Origin of the sequence: Rahnella perminowiae (genome assembly GCF_019049755.1) — a bacterium.
GTDB classification, from domain to species: domain Bacteria; phylum Pseudomonadota; class Gammaproteobacteria; order Enterobacterales; family Enterobacteriaceae; genus Rahnella; species Rahnella perminowiae.
In genome coordinates this window covers 1-17,695 of the sequence record NZ_JAFMOS010000646.1, presented here as the reverse complement: position 1 = coordinate 17,695, position 17,695 = coordinate 1, and the positions used below count along the sequence as shown (strand labels likewise).

The following is a 17,695-nucleotide window of genomic DNA, read 5'->3' as shown; positions in this document are numbered from 1 at the left end:
ATGAGCGTCTGAGTCGTATTCTATACAGAAAGTGACAAAAAAGACCGGGTCTGATCACAGTCAGGTATCCCCGCGCGGCCACCAGGCTGTGTACATTTCAGTGCCGCGACCCCGCTGGCAAAGCGAACCGCTTCGGCAGGCAAGGCGTTCTGAGACAGACTGACCGCCAGTGCGCCATGAAAAACATCGCCTGCGCCGGTTGTGTCTACGACATTAACGGCGAAGCCCGGCTGATGATGCAGCCTGTCATTTTCCAGCCACAGACAACCTTGCCCGCCCTGTGTGACATAGACATGACCCTTTGTGAGCGTTTTGGCTTTGGCTAATGCAGAACCGGCGTCAGATTTTCCGGTCAGCCGTTGTAAACCCGGAGCGGAAAACGCGGCGTGATCGCTTAAAGCGACTAAATCGGCGATATCCTGCGGCGTCACATCGGCATCCAGCACCGTCATTACACCCACCTGACGCGCCAGCGTAAATGCCTGTTTCGCTCCCTCATGCCAGCGCACATCTGCCAGCACCACATCCCACTGTGAAAAATCGATAGCCTGTAACCATGTGGCACAAGCGGGCAAATCCGGGCCGGGATAATTGATAATGATCCGCTCACCGTTGTTGTCCACCAGAACGGCGGATTGAGACGAGCTGGCGCCTTCCACGCGGCGGACGTACCGGGTATTTACCCCCAGGGAGTCCAGCTCCGCGAGCAGCCGGTTTCCGGTATCGTCATCACCCACACGGCCAATAAAATCCACCTGCGCCCCCAGCCGGGCTGCCGCAACGGCTGCCGTAGCGGCGGGACCGCCGCCCACTTCATGATATTTTTCAGCGACATATTTTCCCCCTCCCGCAGGCAATTCTTCAACGTAATAGATCCGGTCCATTACGGTAATCCCGACACAGGCAATGCGAATCATGGCTATTCCTTAAGCGTATTTTGATGAGGTTATTTTAATTTAGCCAATTGTTAAAAAAGTGATGGCTGTCAATTTTTTGACTTTAAATTACAAATACGATCAAAAAACGACAAACAAAGACACCGCTGATTATCAAAAAGTGACATGTCTGATCAGCACAAAGGAGAGACGCATGGCAAATGTGGCATTTATTGGTCTGGGGCAAATGGGCGCTCCGATGGCGGCCAATCTGGTTAAACAGGGGCACCGGTTAGCGGTGTTCGATCTCAGCCCGCAGGCAGTACAGAAGCTGGTACATCAGGGCGCATCGGGCGTTAAGAGTGCGGCAGAGGCGGCGCAGGGTGCGGATTTTGTTATCACCATGCTGCCCAATGGTGATCTGGTGCGCGAGGTTCTGTTTGGCCCTGAGGGTGTCTGCGAAACCCTGAACCCGTCGGCACTGGTTATCGATATGTCGACAATTCACCCGTTACAGACCGACAAGCTGATTGCTCAGATGCACGAAAAGGGCTTCAGCATGATGGATGTGCCGGTGGGCAGAACCTCTGATCATGCAGTGGCCGGGACTTTACTGCTGCTGGCGGGCGGTACGCCTGAACAGGTTGAACGCGCAACGCCGGTGCTGATGGCGATGGGGTCTGAACTGATCAATGCGGGCGGGCCGGGCAAAGGGATCCGCGTCAAGCTGATCAACAACTACATGAGCATTGCCCTGAATGCGCTCTCCGCTGAAGCCGCCGTGTTGTGCGAGGCACTGGATCTGTCTTTCGATGTGGCGCTGCAGGTGATGAGCGGAACACCGGCCGGAAAAGGCCACTTCACCACGTCATGGCCGAACAAAGTGCTGAAAGGGGATGTGTCACCCGCTTTCATGATTGACCTCGCCCATAAAGATCTGGGTATTGCGCTGGATGTCGCTAATCAGCTGCATGTGCCGATGCCGCTCGGTGCGGCTTCCCGTGAAGTATACAACCAGGCACGCGCCGCAGGACGCGGACGTCAGGACTGGACGGCCATTCTTGAGCAGGTGCGCACCAGCGCCGGTCTGACACAAAAAATACATCCGTAACGCCTTAACCAAGGAAAGTTGAATGACTCACTACAGCCTTAACGATATCACCCGTCCGTCCGGCGGATTCGCCATGCTGGCGGTCGACCAGCGTGAAGCCATGCGTTTAATGTTCGTGGCCGCCGGCGCGAAAGCTCCGGTTACCGATCAGGTGCTGACCGATTTTAAAGTCAATGCCGCGCGGATTTTATCGCCGTACGCTTCTGCAATTTTGGTCGATCAGCCGTTCTGTTACCGCCAGATTGTTGAGCAGAATGCCATCGCGCAAAACTGCGCCATGATTGTGGCGGCTGACGAATTTATTCCGGGCAACGGCATGCCGGTGGACAGCGTGGTGATCGACAAAAGTGTAGATCCACAGGCGGTCCGGGAAAACGGCGGCAAGGCGCTGAAATTACTGGTGTTGTGGCGCAGCGATGAAGATCCGCAACAACGTCTGGAGATGGTGAAAACATTTAATCAACGCTGCCATGCGCACGGTCTGCTGAGCATTATCGAACCGGTGGTCAGGCCGCCTCGCCGTGGCGATAAATTTGACCGCGAACAGGCGATTATTGATGCCGCGAAAGAACTCGGTGACAGCGGCGCTGACCTTTATAAAGTCGAAATGCCCCTTTGCGGGCGCGGTACACAGGCCGAACTGCTGCGCGCATCACAACACCTCAATGAACACATTCATATGCCGTGGGTGATCCTCTCCTCAGGTGTTGATGAAAAACTCTTTCCGCGCGCAGTCAGCGTCGCCATGACGGCAGGCGCCTCCGGTTTCCTCGCAGGCCGTGCAGTCTGGTCATCCGTGGTCGGTTTACCGGATACCGAACTTATGCTCAGGGATATTTCCGCGCCGAAATTGCAGCGTCTGGGCGAGATTGTCGACGACATGATGGCCCGCCGCCGCTAACGAAAGGAGTGGAAAATGAAATGGTTTAACACGATGAGCCACCACCGCTGGCTTGAACAGGAAACCGACCGGATCTTCGAATTTGGCAAAAATGCCGCTGTCGCCACCGGCTTCGGCTGGCTGGGTAATAACGGACAAGTCAGGGCGGATATGGGGGCCCATTTGTGGATCACCGCCCGCATGTTGCACGTGTATTCGGTTGCCGCAGGCATGGGGCGTCCCGGAGCGTATGCGCTGGTGGATCACGGGATCCGCGCCCTTAACGGCGCACTGGCGGATAAACAGTACGGCGGCTGGTACGCCTGTGTAAACGATGAGGGCGTGGTGGATGCCTCGAAGCAAGGTTATCAGCATTTCTTCGTTTTACTGGGCGCAGCCAGCGCCGTCACCACCGGCCATCCGGAAGCCAGAACGTTACTCGATCAGGCTATCGGTGTGATCGAAAAATACTTCTGGAGTGAAGATGAACAGATGTGCCTCGAGTCGTGGGATGAAGCGTTCAGCCAAACCGAAGCTTATCGCGGCGGCAATGCAAATATGCACGCCGTCGAAGCTTTCCTGATTGTCTACGACGTTACGCACGAGCGGAAATGGCTGGATCGCGCACTGAGAATTGCCTCGGTGATTATTCATGACGTCGCCCGTCGCGGCGAATACCGGGTCAATGAGCATTTTGATACGCAGTGGAACCCGATCCGCGATTACAACAAAGATAATCCGGCGCACCGTTTCCGTGCTTACGGCGGCACGCCAGGGCATTGGATCGAATGGGGCCGCCTGATGTTGCATCTTCATGCTGCGCTGGAAGCCCGTTTTGAAACGCCTCCGGCCTGGCTGCTGGAGGATGCAAAAGGATTATTCCACGCCACAATCCGCGATGCCTGGGCACCGGACGGCGCAGATGGTTTTGTCTATTCCGTCGGCTGGGACGGGAAACCCATTGTGCGTGAACGTGTGCGCTGGCCGGTTGTTGAGGCGATGGGCACCGCGTATGCCCTGCATTGTGTTACCGGCGAAGCGCAATACGAAACCTGGTATCAGACCTGGTGGGACTATTGCGTGAAATACCTGATGGATTACGAAAATGGTTCATGGTGGCAGGAGCTCGATACCGACAATAAAGTCACTACCAAAGTCTGGGATGGCAAACAGGATATTTATCATCTCCTGCATTGTCTGGTGATCCCGCGTCTGCCGCTGGCGCCGGGGCTGGCACCTGCCGTGGCCGCCGGACTGCTGGACATCAATGCAAAATAAAAATCACGGAGACCATCATGAGTACCCTACAAAATAAAAATACTCAGATTGAATTTACCGCCGGTAATAATGAATTTTCGCTGATTTATCAGCAGCGCCTGATTTTACGTCATACCGCGCAAGCACCCTGTTTATGGATTGGCGGCGGCGAAGCGGATATCGCTATGTTTCGTGGCAATTTCAGTATTAAAGATCGCCTGAATGAAAAGGTTGCGCTGACGGATATCACCATCACCGCTCAGGCTGCGGGGTGGCAAGTGCGTTTCAGCCGTGGTGGTACGCTCAGCGCAACGCTGATTATCACCACCGATGATACCGGGCGTTTACAGCTCAACCTGCAAAACGACGACAGCAGGCATAACCGCATCTGGTTGCGGCTGTCGGCGCAGGCGGAAGATCATATTTACGGCTGCGGTGAACAGTTCTCTTACTTCGATTTACGCGGCAAACCCTTCCCGCTGTGGACCAGCGAACAGGGCGTCGGGCGCAACAAACAAACCTATGTTACCTGGCAGGCCGACTGCAAAGAGAACGCAGGCGGCGACTATTACTGGACATTTTTCCCACAGCCGACCTTTGTCAGCACACAAAAGTATTACTGCCATGTGGAAAACAGCGGCTACATGAATTTCGATTTCAGCGCGCCGGAATACCATGAACTGGCCTTTTGGGAAGATAACGCCACCCTGCGTTTTGAATGCGCCAGTGACTATATCAGCCTGCTGGAAAAACTCACCGCGCTGTTAGGCCGCCAGCCTGAGTTGCCGGACTGGGTGTATGACGGCGTGACGCTGGGCATTCAGGGCGGTACGGAAGTCTGCCAGCAAAAACTGGACGTGATGCGCGAAGCGGGTGTGAAGGTTAACGGCATCTGGGCACAGGACTGGTCCGGCATTCGCATGACCTCGTTCGGTAAACGTGTGATGTGGAACTGGAAATGGAACAGCGAACTGTATCCGCAGCTTGACGCACGTATTCCGCAGTGGAAAGAAGAGGGCGTGCAGTTCCTTTCTTACATCAATCCCTACGTTGCCAGCGACCGGGATTTGTGCACCGAAGCCGCAAAAAAAGGCTACCTGACGCGGGATGCCAGCGGCGGTGATTATCACGTCGAGTTTGGCGAGTTCTGTGCAGGCGTGGTGGACCTGACTCATCCGGCGGCCTATGAGTGGTTCAAAAACGTTATCAAAAAGAACCTGATTGAACTGGGTTGCGGCGGATGGATGGCAGATTTTGGCGAATATCTGCCGACCGACACTTTCCTGCACAACGGCATCAGCGCGGAAATCATGCATAACGCCTGGCCTGCACTGTGGGCGAAATGTAACTACGAAGCCCTGCAGGAAACCGGCAAACTCGGCGAGGTGCTGTTCTTTATGCGTGCCGGTTACACCGGCAGCCAGAAATATTCGACGATGATGTGGGCAGGCGACCAGAACGTGGACTGGAGTCTGGACGACGGACTGGCCTCGGTTATTCCGGCGGCATTGTCTCTGGCGATGAGCGGTCACGGTTTACATCACAGCGACATCGGCGGTTACACCACACTGTTCGGGATGAAACGTAGCAAGGAATTGCTGCTGCGCTGGTGCGATTTCAGCGCCTTCACGCCGATGATGCGCACCCACGAAGGCAACCGTCCGGGCGATAACTGGCAGTTTGACGGCGACGCCGAAACCATTGCGCATTTTGCCCGCATGACCGGCGTATTCACTCATCTCAAACCCTATATCCGGCAGGCCGTACAGCAAAACAGCCAAAGCGGTTTACCGGTGATGCGTCCGCTGTTTCTGCATTACGAAGAGGATGCCCGCACGTATACCCTGAAATACCAGTATCTGTTCGGTCGTGATCTGCTGGTGGCACCGGTGTATGAGGAAGGGCGCAGCGACGGGTCTCTGTATCTGCCGCAGGATACCTGGATCAACATCTGGACCGGCGAAACGCATCACGGCGGCGATGTAACGGTGGCCGCACCGTTGGGTCAGCCACCGGTCTTTTATCGTGCAGACAGCGAGTGGGCAGCGCTGTTCGGTGCATTACGTCATATCTGATAAGACTCAGCCGCCGGGGTTGGCGACCACGCCCCGGCGTATGAAGGAGAATCATAATGAGTCAGACAACACCGGAAAATCCCGCGACCCTGCGCCTGCCTTTCAGGGAAAAACTGGCCTACGGCATGGGGGATTTAGGCTCCAATATCCTGCTCGATATTGGCACGCTGTACCTGCTGAAGTTTTACACGGACGTGCTCGGTTTGCCGGGCACTTACGGTGGCATCATTTTTCTGATCGCCAAATTCTTTACCGCCTTCACCGATATGGGCACCGGCATCATGCTGGATTCACGGCGTAAGATCGGCCCAAAAGGCAAATTCCGTCCCTTCGTATTGTATGCCGCGTTTCCGGTCACCCTGCTGGCGGTCGCTAACTTTGTCGGCACACCGTTTGAGATAACCGGTAAGACCGTCGTGGCAACACTGCTGTTTATGTTGTACGGGTTGTTTTTCAGCATGATGAACTGCTCCTATGGCGCGATGGTGCCTGCCATCACCAAAAATCCGGACGAGCGTGCGTCGCTTGCGGCCTGGCGGCAGGGCGGTGCCACACTGGGGCTGCTACTGTGCACTGTCGGTTTTGTGCCGGTAATGAATCTGCTCGAAGGTAATGCGCAGCGCAGTTATATCTTTGCCGCGACGCTGTTCTCGCTGGTGGGTTTGCTGTTTATGTGGCTGTGTTATGCCGGAGTGAAAGAGCGTTATGGCGAGGCGCAACCTGCAAATCAGACGCAAAAACCGGGGCTTTTGCCGTCATTTCGCGCCATCGCCGGTAACCGTCCTTTGTTCATCCTGTGTATCGCCAATCTCTGTACGCTGGGGGCGTTTAACGTCAAGCTGGCGATTCAGGTGTATTACACGCAGTACGTGCTGAACGACCCTATTCTGCTCTCCTATATGGGCTTTTTCAGCATGGGATGCATTTTCATCGGCGTATTCCTGATGCCTGCCGCCGTCAGACGATTCGGCAAGAAAAAAGTCTATATCGGCGGTCTGGCGCTGTGGATCGTCGGCGACATCCTCAACTACTTCTATGGCAGCGGCTCCGTCAGCTTCGTCGCATTCTCCTGTCTGGCGTTCTTCGGTTCGGCGTTCGTCAATAGCCTGAACTGGGCACTGGTGTCCGATACGGTGGAATACGGCGAGTGGCGTACCGGCGTTCGTTCGGAAGGTACGGTTTACACCGGCTTCACCTTCTTTCGCAAAGTCTCACAGGCACTGGCAGGATTTTTCCCCGGCCTGATGCTGACGCAAATCGGCTATGTGCCCAATGTTGTGCAGTCGGCGCACACGCAGGAAGGGTTGCGTCAGTTGATCTTCATTTATCCCTGTGTGCTGGCGGCAATCACCATCGTGGCGATGGGCTGTTTCTATAACCTCAACGAGAAAATGTACGTGCGCATCGTTGCGGAAATTGAACAGCGTAAGCAGACGGCATAGTGCATTCACTGTAACAGCGCCCTGCGGGGCGCTTTGAGGATTGCCATGAAGGATTTTCATCACCCTGATCCGCTGACATTGCGGGAGAAGTGTGCCTATGGAATGGGCGATTTTGGCTCGAACCTGATGTTGTGTATCGGGACGCTGTATCTCCTGAAATTTTATACTGATGAGCTGGGCATGCCGGCGTTTTATGGCGGCATCATCTTTCTGGTGGCGAAGTTTTTCACCGCGTTTACCGATATGCTGACCGGCGTGTTACTTGATTCCCGTCGTCATATTGGAGCCCGGGGTAAGTTCAGACCGTTCATTTTATATGCCTCCGTGCCGGTCGGGCTGGTTGCGACGGCGCAGTTTATGGCGAATGACTTCGGTCTGCCGGTAAAAACGGCACTCGCCACTGTCCTGTTTATGTTGTTCGGCTTGTTCTACAGCCTGATGAATTGTTCTTACGGCGCGATGGTGCCGGCTATCACCAGAAATCCGCATGAGCGGGCGCAGCTTGCCGCCTGGCGTCAGGGCGGTGCCACACTCGGGTTGCTGCTGTGTACGGTCGGGTTTATGCCTGTCCAGGCGTTGCTGGGCAATTCCCCTTCGGTGGGATATTTCTGTGCCGCGCTGATTTTTGCCACCTGCGGTATTCTGTGTATGGGCTGGTGTTATCGCGGCGTCAGGGAGCGTTACGTCGGGATTACGCCTGCGGAACATAAATCCGGTATTCTGCGGTCATTTCGCGCCATATTCCGTAATCCGCCGTTACTGGTACTGTGCCTCGCCAACCTGTGTACGCTGGCGGCGTTTAATATCAAACTGGCGATCCAGGTGTATTACACGCAGTACGTTCTCCACGATATTCATCTGCTGTCATGGATGGGTTTTTTCAGCATGGGCTGCATATTGATTGGCGTGTTTCTGGTACCGGGTTGTGTGAAACGCTTCGGCAAAAAGCAGGTATACCTGGGAGGATTATTGCTGTGGGCAACCGGCGATATACTTAACTTCTTTTGGGGAAACAGTTCGTTAAGCTTTGTGTTGTTTTCCTGCATGGCATTCTTTGGCACCGCATTTGTCAACAGCCTGAACTGGGCACTGGTACCGGATACCGTGGATTACGGCGAATGGAAAACCGGTATTCGTGCCGAAGGCTCGGTGTATACCGGTTATACCTTTTCACGAAAAATATCTGCCGCGCTTGCCGGTTTCCTGCCGGGAATTATGCTGACGCAAATCGGTTATATCCCGAATGCGGTGCAGGGCAGCGCGACCTTACTCGGTTTACGCCAGTTGATCTTTGTCTGGCCCTGCTTACTTGCCATTACCGCCGCCATCATCATGGGCCTCTTTTATAAACTGAACGAAGCACGCTTCGCGAAAATAATTGAGGAAATCGCTCAGCGCAAAAATGATAACGAGCCTGAAACACCGGCTGAAAAAAGCAATCTTTCCGCCGTTATACAATAAAAAAGCAGGTCGCCACGATGAACGGATAATGGGGCGGCCTTTTTCATCTTTACGGCTCTTTACGTCTCCCGCCTTTATTTTTCGCCATGTTGTTGCACACTTACTACAGTTGAATTTACGGCTGAAAGGATGTGGAAAGTATATGTGGCATCAGCAAACTATTACGCTCGGCGCGAAAGCGCGGGGTTTCCATCTGATCACCGATGAAGTGGTCAGCCAAATTGAGCGTCTGCATGAAGTACAAACCGGGCTGGTGCATTTATTTATTCAGCACACTTCAGCGTCGCTGACGCTGAATGAGAACTGTGACCCGACCGTGCGCTACGACATGGAACAACATTTCATGCGTACCGTGCCGGAAAACGCGCCCTACGAGCATGACTACGAAGGCCGCGATGATATGCCGGGTCACATTAAGTCATCGCTGTTAGGTGCATCATTAGTGCTGCCCGTTTCCCGGGGAAGGTTGCTGCTTGGCACCTGGCAGGGGATCTGGATGGGCGAACATCGGATCGACGGCGGACAACGCCGGATCGTCATCACGTTACAAGGAGAAATCCAGGCATGACCAGTTCAGAATTGCTGACCTACTGCATGGGGAAACCCGGTGCGGAGCAAAGTGTTGAAAATCAGCGCGGCGCAAATCAGGTAAAAGTGGGCGATGCGATGTTCGCCATGGTGTGTGAAATCGACGGTCGCGAGGCCATTTCGCTGAAAGCCAGCCCGGAGCTGGCAGAGCAATTACGTGCAACACATCCGGATATCGTGCCGGGAGATCATCTCAACAAAGCACACTGGAATACGGTATTCCTCGACGGTTCGCTGCCCGATTCCCAGTTTTATTATCTGATCGACGGCTCTTATGCGTTGGTGGTATCCGGTCTGCCGGAAGCGATACGTCAGGAAATCGGCCGCTGATTGTCCGGCCAGTTGCCGCTGTTAAGTGTTGAGGGGGAGAAGTCTGCCGCCTTAGCCCGCCATGGCAGTGCGCCACGAAAGCGCCACGCGCGTGTGATGTCCAGACTCCAGTAACGTTCTGCGCCCGCAGGCCCTGGAATATCTTCCGGGTGCCAGTGGATCTGCGTGTGTCCCTGAAGATGCAGCACATCACCGTTCTCAAAATCGATAAACAGCAGTGCCGCACGCGGTTCTGCCAGTAAATTCCCCAGCGTATTCATATAACGGTTACCGCGAAAATCAGGCACCCACAAACGGTTTCCCACCAGATGCGCAAACCCCGGCTGACCGCCGCGATGTGACATATCGGCACCGCCGTGTGCGTGGCTGGCGATAAAAAACGTATCGGCACGGGCAATCAGTGCGCGGGCATCAGCATCCGGTTCGGACATATCCTCCCGCGCAGGCAGCGGCAAACTGACGGTTACATCGGCCAGTTTGCGAACCTGAATATACTGCGGACAATTGCCAAAACTCTGATCGACGACGATCTCAATGCGGTTTTTATCCATGCGCCCGATCCTGCCGTTCACACGGTTACGCCGCCGGTTGGAAAAATCGATCCCCAGCCCGCCGATCTGTTTCCCCGGTTGTAAGGCGGCCAACGCCGGATCGTCATCCCGCCGCGGTGTATTGATCCGCAAATGCGACGCGTCCGGCGTACGGATAAACCCGGCGGGGCCGGTCAGCAGAGTCGCCACCGGCCAGCAGTGGTCATCCAGCGTCGAGATAAACAAATACGGTAGCGCGGCGAAAAACAGCCGGTGCTGTTCCGGCATCGCATCGCGGATGCCGTGTGCGGAAACGTCAAACCCTGCCATGTCCTGCGCCAGGATTTCGTCTGCATGGAAGGGGTTATTCATCGTCTTTTACCCCGCGTTCTCAGGCAGTGGCAACGCCGGAAGTGGCGTAAAGCCCGGCAGGCTTTCGATCCGTTTCAGCCAGCGGTGAATCGCCGGATAATCCGCCAGCGAAACGCCGCCTTCCGGTGCCGCCGCTACATAGCTGTAACAGGCCAGATCGGCAATCGTGGCCCGCTCCGTCGCCAGAAACTCGTGGTTTTCCAGATGCTGTTCAAGCTGCGGCAGGAATTTTGCCGACACTTTCAGCGCACTTTCATACACTTCCGGTGCTGAGAATTGTTTCACCATACGGGCAGATGCCGGGCCGTAGCGCACTTCACCGGCAGCGCGGGACAACCACTTTTGGACTTCCGCCGCCTGGAACGGATCTTCCGGTAACCAGTGACTGTCGGGTGCGTAGCGTTTCACCAGATACACCAGAATCGCATGACTGTCGGTGACAATGTGTTCGCCGTCGGTCAGCACCGGCACTTGTCGCAGCGGGTTTAACTGCGCGAATTCTGCGGTCTGGCGAACCTCTTTGCCGCCGTCTTTAGTTTCAAAGGGCAGACTGAGCATGTTCAGCAGCAGGATGACGCGGTGGCAGTGACCGGAAAGCGGCGTACTGTAAAGTTGAATGGCGGGCATGGGTTGTCTCCTTTTGAGGTATGAATCAAAGATTACTCTTGCGCCAGATGATTGTGATCCACGAAGATTGAAATTGAGCGTTTCACTTTGTGGAAGAATCTATGGACCGTTTGGATGAAATGGCGATTTTTGTCGCTGTACTTCAGTATGGCAGCCTGGCGGAAGCTGCCCGTAAACTTCACCGTTCTCCACCGGCCATCACCCGCGCCATCGCCTCGCTGGAACACCGGTTCGGCGCAAGGCTGGTCGAGCGCACCACGCGCAGTCTGGCGCCGACAGAAGCGGGCGCACGGCTGGCAGAAAAAGCCCGGCTGCTGCTCAGCCAGTATCAGAATGCGGTAGAAGATACCGCTGAAACTCAGCTCAGCGGCCTGCTGCGCATCACCGCGCCGGTGCAGTTCGGGCGTAAACACGTTGCGCCCCTGGTGATGGAGTTTCTGGCGCAACACCCTGATATGCAAATCGAAATGATACTCAATGACCGCAATCTGGATCTGATCGACGAAGGGTTAGATCTGGCGGTACGCATCGGTCATCAGGAAGATTCAGGCAAAGTCGCGCGCAAGGTCGCCGAAGTCACCCGCGTGCTGGTCGCCAGCCCGGCGTATCTGGCGCAGCATGGCGAACCGAAGCATCCGTCTGAACTGGCGGTGCATCAGACGGTGACGGGCACGCTGCGCACGCAAATCTGTGAATGGCGTTTCGGGCCGCATGAGGATGATTTGCGCGTCCGGTTGTCGCCGCGTCTGCTCTCCAATGATGTGGAATCGCAGTTGCTGGCGGTGCGCAGCGGGCAGGGGATAGCACGGTTACTGTCGTATCAGGTGAAGGATGATGTGCAGGCGGGCCGTATGGTACGGCTTCTGGCGGATTTCGAACCTTTGCCTTTGCCGGTACAACTGGTGGCGCAGCAGGTCCAGCAGATGCCACGCAAGGTGCGGATATTCTGGGATTTTGCTTATCAGCGACTGAGTGCATTGCCTCAGCTTCATGCGTTAGACGCATCTTCTGAACAGTGACGCCGATCACGCCCGCTGGCGGCAAAAATAATCTACTCTGAGAGTTGTGCAAAAACAGTGAGTTACTTAAGGGCACGTTGTCCATTTGCTCACGCCAACCCAAAAGGAAAGGATGATGACCCGTAACCGGCTGAATCTTGCCACGCTTTTGATTCTGGCGCTCAGTGCGCCGTTTCCCCTGACCGTCAGTGCGCAAAGCCTGCCGCAGGATCCTGATGCGTCGGTGCCTGCGAAGAATTACATCACGGCGGTGAATCCTGATTTAACCATCACTTACCGGTTGTATGCGCCGACGGCTGAACATGTCGATGTGGTGACCGGTGCCACGCCGGTGACGTACATTCCGCATCAGATGACCAAGGACGATAAAGGTATCTGGAGCTGGACGTCAGATGTACAAAAACCTGATCTCTATGAATATTTCTTCAACGTCGATGGCTTGCGGATTGCCGATCCGGGCAGTGCAATGCCCAAGCCACAGCGTCAGGTGAATACCAGCCTGATTCTGGTGCCGGGCAGTATTCTGGATGTGAACAAGGTGCCGCACGGAGAAGTGCGCACACTGACCTATCATTCCGTCGCGCTGAATTCTGAACGTCAGGTCGCGGTGTGGACGCCACCGGGTTACAGCGATGCCTCACAGCCGCTGCCGGTGCTCTATTTCTACCACGGTTTTGGCGACACCGGCCGCTCGGCGCTGGATCAGGGTCGCATTCCGCAAATCATGGATAACCTGCTGGCGGAGAAAAAAATCGTGCCGATGCTGGTGGTGATCCCGGATACAGAAACCGATGCCAAAGGGATGGTGCCGGAAGATTACGTCACCAAAGATCGCCGCAAGGAATTCTATCCGCGCAATGCTGCCGCTGCCGATAAAGAACTGACCGGTGACATTATCCCGCTGATTTCCAAAACTTTCCGCGTACGTGATGATGCCGCCGGACGCGCGCTGGCCGGGCTGTCACAAGGGGGTTATCAGACGCTGGTCAGCGGCATGACGCACCTCGACCAGTTCGGCTGGCTGGCGACCTTCAGCGGTGTCAGTACCACGACGGTGCCGAATGCCGACGTTGAGAAACGCTTCGCCGAACCGGATAAAATCAACGCGCAGCTGAAAAACTTTACGGTCGTTGTCGGCGAAAAAGATGTGGTAACGGGCAAGGATATCGCCGGACTGAAGTCTGAGCTGGAAGAGAAAAAGATTAAATTCGATTACCACGAATACCCGAAGCTTGGCCACGAAATGGACGTCTGGCGCCCGGCCTATGCGGAGTTTGTGCAGAAGATATTTAAGTGATCTCAGCGCCTCCCCCTTCGCAGGGGAGGGCGCTGATCGGCGCTTAAAGATTACGCTGTTTTCTTCGCCTGCTGGCTGTGGCGTTCCAGCAGCGGTTTCAGGAAGCGCGCGGTATGCGATTCTTTGCATTCCGCGACGGTTTCCGGTGTACCGGCGACCAGAATCTGTCCGCCACCCGCGCCACCTTCCGGCCCGAGATCGACAATCCAGTCCGCGGTTTTAATCACGTCCAGATTGTGTTCAATCACCACGATAGTATTACCCTGATCACGAAGCTGATGCAGCACTTCCAGCAGTTGCTGGATATCGGCAAAGTGCAGGCCGGTGGTCGGCTCGTCGAGAATATACAACGTCTGACCGGTGCCGCGTTTGGACAGCTCACGCGCCAGTTTCACACGCTGTGCTTCACCGCCGGACAGCGTGGTCGCGGACTGGCCAAGGCTGATGTAGGTCAGACCCACGTCGATCAGCGTCTGCAATTTACGCGCAAGCGCAGGGACGGCATCGAAGAAATCACGCGCTTCTTCAATGGTCATCTCCAGCACTTCGTGGATGCTCTTGCCTTTGTATTTAATTTCCAGCGTTTCGCGGTTATAGCGTTTGCCTTTGCACTGGTCACACGGCACATAAATATCCGGCAGGAAGTGCATCTCGACTTTGATCACGCCGTCGCCCTGACAGGCTTCGCAGCGGCCGCCTTTGACGTTGAAACTGAAACGCCCCGGCGTGTAGCCGCGTGAACGTGATTCCGGCACACCGGCAAACAGCTCGCGCACCGGCGTGAAAATACCGGTATAGGTCGCCGGGTTGGAGCGCGGCGTACGGCCAATCGGGCTCTGGTCGATGTCGATGACTTTATCGAAATGTCCCAGGCCTTCGATTTCACGGTACGGCGCGGCTTCAGCAATCGTCGCACCATTCAGTTCGCGCTGTGCCAGCGGGAACAGCGTGTCGTTGATAAGCGTCGATTTACCGGAGCCGGACACGCCGGTGATACAGGTAAACAAGCCAACCGGCAGCGTCAGCGTGACGTCTTTCAGGTTATTGCCTTTAGCGCCCGACAGTTTCAGCACTTTTGCCGCATCCGCAGGGACGCGCTGTGCCGGTACAGAGATTTCACGTTTGCCGCTCAGGAACTGCCCGGTCAGTGAATTCTCGGTCGCCATAATGTCTTCAGCCGTACCTTCAGCCACCACTTCGCCGCCATGCACGCCCGCGCCCGGTCCGATATCAATAATATGGTCAGCGGCGCGGATGGCGTCTTCGTCATGCTCAACCACAATCACCGTGTTACCGAGGTCGCGCAGGTGGATCAGTGTTTCCAGCAGACGTTCGTTATCGCGCTGATGCAGGCCAATGGAAGGTTCATCAAGTACGTACATCACGCCCACCAGACCGGCACCAATCTGGCTTGCCAGACGGATACGCTGGGCTTCGCCGCCGGACAGTGTTTCCGCAGAACGAGACAGCGAGAGGTAATTCAATCCGACATTCACCAGGAATTTCAGGCGATCGCCGATCTCTTTCAGCACTTTCTCAGCAATTTTGGCGCGCTGGCCGCTGAGTTTCATATTGCGGAAGAAATCCATCGCATGACCGATGCTGAAATCGGAGATTTCCGGCAGCGTGGTTTCTTCGACAAACACGTTACGGGCTTCTTCACGCAGACGGGTGCCACGGCAGGACGTACACGGACGGTTGCTGATGTATTTCGACAGTTCTTCACGTACCGCGCTGGATTCCGTTTCTTTATAACGGCGTTCCATATTGTGCAGCACGCCTTCAAACGGATGGCGACGAATCGAGGTATCACCGCGATCGTTGATGTATTTAAATTCAATCGTCGTTTTGCCGGAACCGTGCAGGATGGCATGTTGTACGTCGCTGCTCAGTGCATTAAACGGCGCTTCCACGTCGAAATCATAGTGCTCGCCCAGCGAGCGCAACATCTGGAAGTAATAGAAGTTACGGCGATCCCAGCCACGGATCGCGCCACCTGCCAGTGAAAGCTCAGGATTCTGCACCACACGATCAGGATCGAAAAACTGCTGTACGCCCAGTCCGTCACAGGTCGGACAGGCACCGGCCGGGTTGTTGAACGAGAACATACGCGGTTCAAGCTCACGCATGCTGTAGCCACACACCGGACAGGCAAAGTTAGCCGAAAACAGCATTTCTTCCGCTTTCGGGTCATCCATATCGGCGACCACGGCGGTACCGCCGGAAAGCTCGAGCGCGGTTTCAAACGATTCCGCCAGACGCTGGGCCAGATCGTCACGTACTTTAAAGCGGTCGACGACCACTTCAATGGTGTGTTTTTTCTGCAGTTCTAATTTCGGCGGATCCGACAGGTCACAGACTTCGCCATCAATACGCGCACGGATGTAGCCCTGCGACGCCAGGTTTTCCAGCGTCTTGGTATGCTCGCCTTTGCGGTCTTTGATGATGGTCGCCAGTAACATCAGGCGCTGGCCTTCCGGCTGCGCGAGTACGTTATCCACCATCTGGCTGACAGTCTGGGCTGACAGCGGAATATTATGATCCGGGCAGCGCGGCTCGCCCACGCGGGCAAACAGCAGGCGCAGATAATCGTGGATTTCCGTGATGGTCCCGACGGTAGAGCGCGGGTTGTGTGATGTTGATTTTTGCTCAATCGAAATCGCCGGAGACAGACCTTCAATATGGTCGACGTCCGGTTTTTCCATTAAGGATAAAAATTGGCGTGCGTAGGCTGACAGCGACTCGACGTAGCGGCGCTGGCCTTCGGCGTACAGTGTATCAAACGCCAGAGAAGACTTGCCTGAACCAGATAAGCCGGTGACAACAATCAGTTTGTCGCGCGGGATAATCAGGTTGATATTCTTGAGATTATGGGTGCGTGCGCCCCGAACTTCGATCTTATCCATTCATCATTCCCGGATTAACTTGATAGCTCACCGTGCCGGTGACCGCCGTGAAAACCTGTTTCGCGCCAGTCATCGAATCGGGCACAGAGAAGAACGTAACGCGCAATTATGACACAAATCACAGCCTGTGCCACCCCAAAACCTGAATGTATATCCAGTACTCGATGTAACGATGGAATGTTTGCTGAACAATCTGGAAAGAAAATCCCAACGTTTTACATCCATGGTACGAAGGCAACGTTTTGTGGTTATAATGTCGCGAAGTGAGTTCCTCACACCCCAAACTGTGGTTTCAGCCACGACATACATCATCAGGAGAATCCACATGGCCAGCAGAGGCGTAAACAAAGTTATTCTCGTCGGTAATCTGGGGCAAGACCCGGAAGTCCGCTACATGCCTAACGGCGGTGCAGTCGCCAACATTACACTGGCAACGTCTGAAAGCTGGCGTGACAAAGCGACCGGCGAGCAGAAAGAAAAAACGGAATGGCACCGTGTTGTGCTGTTCGGTAAATTAGCTGAAGTTGCGGGCGAATACCTGAAGAAAGGTTCCCAGGTTTACATCGAAGGCGCACTGCAAACCCGTAAATGGACCGATCAGGCTGGCGTTGAAAAATACACCACCGAAGTCGTGGTTAATGTGGGCGGGACCATGCAGATGCTCGGCGGCCGTGCCGGCGGCGGCGCACCAGCAGGTGGCGGTCAGCCATCCGCAGGCGGCCAGCAGGGCGGTTGGGGTCAGCCTCAGCAACCACAAGGCGGCAACCAGTTCAGCGGCGGCCAGCAGGCACGTCCGGCTGCGCAAAACAACGCGCCAGCACAGAACAACGAACCACCAATGGATTTCGACGACGATATCCCGTTCTGATTTGTTGCCTTCGGGCTCCTCTGTCAGAAAAGCAAAAAGCCCCGAAAAGGGGCTTTT

At 55.3% G+C, this 17,695-nt stretch carries 15 protein-coding genes; 11 read left to right on the top strand and 4 right to left on the bottom strand.

The window, feature by feature from the left end; genetic code table 11:
- Window positions 1-20: 20 nt before the first annotated feature.
- Window positions 21-917 (bottom strand): sugar kinase, encoded by an 897-nt coding sequence (locus J1785_RS26355; RefSeq protein ID WP_217221055.1) that lies wholly within the window; start codon window positions 915-917, stop codon window positions 21-23.
- A gap of 172 nt (window positions 918-1,089) precedes the next feature.
- On the opposite strand from J1785_RS26355, the gene yihU reads away from it, so the two are divergent.
- The 8 genes from yihU to J1785_RS26315 all read left to right on the top strand — a co-directional run bounded on the left by yihU (window position 1,090) and on the right by J1785_RS26315 (window position 10,019).
- Window positions 1,090-1,986 (top strand): sulfolactaldehyde 3-reductase, encoded by an 897-nt coding sequence (yihU, locus tag J1785_RS26350; protein ID WP_217221054.1) that lies wholly within the window; start codon window positions 1,090-1,092, stop codon window positions 1,984-1,986.
- A 22-nt stretch (window positions 1,987-2,008) separates the two neighbouring features.
- Complete coding sequence (gene yihT, locus J1785_RS26345) at window positions 2,009-2,887, top strand: sulfofructosephosphate aldolase (RefSeq protein WP_217158748.1); 879 nt, start codon at window positions 2,009-2,011, stop codon at window positions 2,885-2,887.
- A gap of 15 nt (window positions 2,888-2,902) precedes the next feature.
- Entirely contained in the window at window positions 2,903-4,144 is a 1,242-nt protein-coding gene (gene yihS, locus J1785_RS26340; protein WP_217221053.1) for a sulfoquinovose isomerase, read from the top strand.
- A gap of 17 nt (window positions 4,145-4,161) precedes the next feature.
- Entirely contained in the window at window positions 4,162-6,198 is a 2,037-nt protein-coding gene (locus J1785_RS26335; RefSeq protein ID WP_217221052.1) for an alpha-glucosidase, read from the top strand.
- Window positions 6,199-6,254: 56 nt separating this feature from the next.
- Window positions 6,255-7,640, top strand: a complete 1,386-nt coding sequence (locus J1785_RS26330; RefSeq protein WP_129954810.1) for an MFS transporter — start codon at window positions 6,255-6,257, stop codon at window positions 7,638-7,640.
- Between the two features lie 45 nt (window positions 7,641-7,685).
- On the top strand, window positions 7,686-9,101 hold the full coding sequence (locus J1785_RS26325) for an MFS transporter (protein WP_217221051.1): 1,416 nt from the start codon (window positions 7,686-7,688) through the stop codon (window positions 9,099-9,101).
- Window positions 9,102-9,243: 142 nt separating this feature from the next.
- Complete coding sequence (locus J1785_RS26320) at window positions 9,244-9,669, top strand: secondary thiamine-phosphate synthase enzyme YjbQ (RefSeq protein WP_129954808.1); 426 nt, start codon at window positions 9,244-9,246, stop codon at window positions 9,667-9,669.
- Window positions 9,666-10,019 (top strand): MmcQ/YjbR family DNA-binding protein, encoded by a 354-nt coding sequence (locus tag J1785_RS26315; RefSeq protein ID WP_129954807.1) that lies wholly within the window; start codon window positions 9,666-9,668, stop codon window positions 10,017-10,019. Before J1785_RS26320 ends, J1785_RS26315 begins: the two co-directional genes overlap by 4 nt.
- Here the strand turns inward: J1785_RS26315 and J1785_RS26310 are convergent.
- Together J1785_RS26310 and J1785_RS26305 are read right to left on the bottom strand one after the other, a co-directional pair.
- A complete protein-coding gene (locus J1785_RS26310; RefSeq protein WP_217221050.1) occupies window positions 10,001-10,921 on the bottom strand; it encodes a pyridoxamine 5'-phosphate oxidase family protein in 921 nt (306 codons plus the stop codon). The genes J1785_RS26315 and J1785_RS26310 overlap by 19 nt on opposite strands.
- 6 nt (window positions 10,922-10,927) lie before the next feature.
- Window positions 10,928-11,548 carry a glutathione S-transferase gene (locus J1785_RS26305; RefSeq protein WP_129991948.1) on the bottom strand — a complete coding sequence of 207 codons (621 nt, stop codon included), beginning with the start codon at window positions 11,546-11,548 and terminating at the stop codon, window positions 10,928-10,930.
- 101 nt (window positions 11,549-11,649) lie between these two features.
- Here J1785_RS26305 and J1785_RS26300 point away from each other — a divergent pair, with 101 nt between their 5' ends.
- Entirely contained in the window at window positions 11,650-12,567 is a 918-nt protein-coding gene (locus J1785_RS26300; protein ID WP_217158738.1) for a LysR family transcriptional regulator, read from the top strand.
- Window positions 12,568-12,682: 115 nt separating this feature from the next.
- Window positions 12,683-13,864: an esterase gene (locus tag J1785_RS26295; RefSeq protein ID WP_217221065.1), complete on the top strand. Its 1,182-nt coding sequence runs from the start codon at window positions 12,683-12,685 to the stop codon at window positions 13,862-13,864.
- A 50-nt stretch (window positions 13,865-13,914) separates the two neighbouring features.
- Here J1785_RS26295 and uvrA read toward each other — a convergent pair whose 3' ends face one another.
- Complete coding sequence (uvrA, locus tag J1785_RS26290; RefSeq protein ID WP_129991950.1) at window positions 13,915-16,770, bottom strand: excinuclease ABC subunit UvrA; 2,856 nt, start codon at window positions 16,768-16,770, stop codon at window positions 13,915-13,917.
- Window positions 16,771-17,095: 325 nt separating this feature from the next.
- Between uvrA and J1785_RS26285 the strand changes: the two genes are divergently transcribed.
- Complete coding sequence (locus J1785_RS26285) at window positions 17,096-17,638, top strand: single-stranded DNA-binding protein (protein WP_095924349.1); 543 nt, start codon at window positions 17,096-17,098, stop codon at window positions 17,636-17,638.
- Window positions 17,639-17,695: the final 57 nt, after the last annotated feature.

What these genes read in the sequence shown, in the direction of transcription:
- J1785_RS26310 (WP_217221050.1), bottom strand. Translation starts at nt 10,921, where the DNA reads ATGAATAACCCCTTCCATGCAGACGAAATCCTGGCGCAGGACATGGCA.
- J1785_RS26295 (WP_217221065.1), top strand. Translation starts at nt 12,683, where the DNA reads ATGACCCGTAACCGGCTGAATCTTGCCACGCTTTTGATTCTGGCGCTC.
- J1785_RS26285 (WP_095924349.1), top strand. Translation starts at nt 17,096, where the DNA reads ATGGCCAGCAGAGGCGTAAACAAAGTTATTCTCGTCGGTAATCTGGGG.
- yihT (WP_217158748.1), top strand. Translation starts at nt 2,009, where the DNA reads ATGACTCACTACAGCCTTAACGATATCACCCGTCCGTCCGGCGGATTC.
- J1785_RS26325 (WP_217221051.1), top strand. Translation starts at nt 7,686, where the DNA reads ATGAAGGATTTTCATCACCCTGATCCGCTGACATTGCGGGAGAAGTGT.
- uvrA (WP_129991950.1), bottom strand. Translation starts at nt 16,770, where the DNA reads ATGGATAAGATCGAAGTTCGGGGCGCACGCACCCATAATCTCAAGAAT.
- J1785_RS26315 (WP_129954807.1), top strand. Translation starts at nt 9,666, where the DNA reads ATGACCAGTTCAGAATTGCTGACCTACTGCATGGGGAAACCCGGTGCG.
- J1785_RS26305 (WP_129991948.1), bottom strand. Translation starts at nt 11,548, where the DNA reads ATGCCCGCCATTCAACTTTACAGTACGCCGCTTTCCGGTCACTGCCAC.
- J1785_RS26355 (WP_217221055.1), bottom strand. Translation starts at nt 917, where the DNA reads ATGATTCGCATTGCCTGTGTCGGGATTACCGTAATGGACCGGATCTAT.
- J1785_RS26330 (WP_129954810.1), top strand. Translation starts at nt 6,255, where the DNA reads ATGAGTCAGACAACACCGGAAAATCCCGCGACCCTGCGCCTGCCTTTC.
- yihU (WP_217221054.1), top strand. Translation starts at nt 1,090, where the DNA reads ATGGCAAATGTGGCATTTATTGGTCTGGGGCAAATGGGCGCTCCGATG.
- J1785_RS26300 (WP_217158738.1), top strand. Translation starts at nt 11,650, where the DNA reads ATGGACCGTTTGGATGAAATGGCGATTTTTGTCGCTGTACTTCAGTAT.
- J1785_RS26320 (WP_129954808.1), top strand. Translation starts at nt 9,244, where the DNA reads ATGTGGCATCAGCAAACTATTACGCTCGGCGCGAAAGCGCGGGGTTTC.
- yihS (WP_217221053.1), top strand. Translation starts at nt 2,903, where the DNA reads ATGAAATGGTTTAACACGATGAGCCACCACCGCTGGCTTGAACAGGAA.
- J1785_RS26335 (WP_217221052.1), top strand. Translation starts at nt 4,162, where the DNA reads ATGAGTACCCTACAAAATAAAAATACTCAGATTGAATTTACCGCCGGT.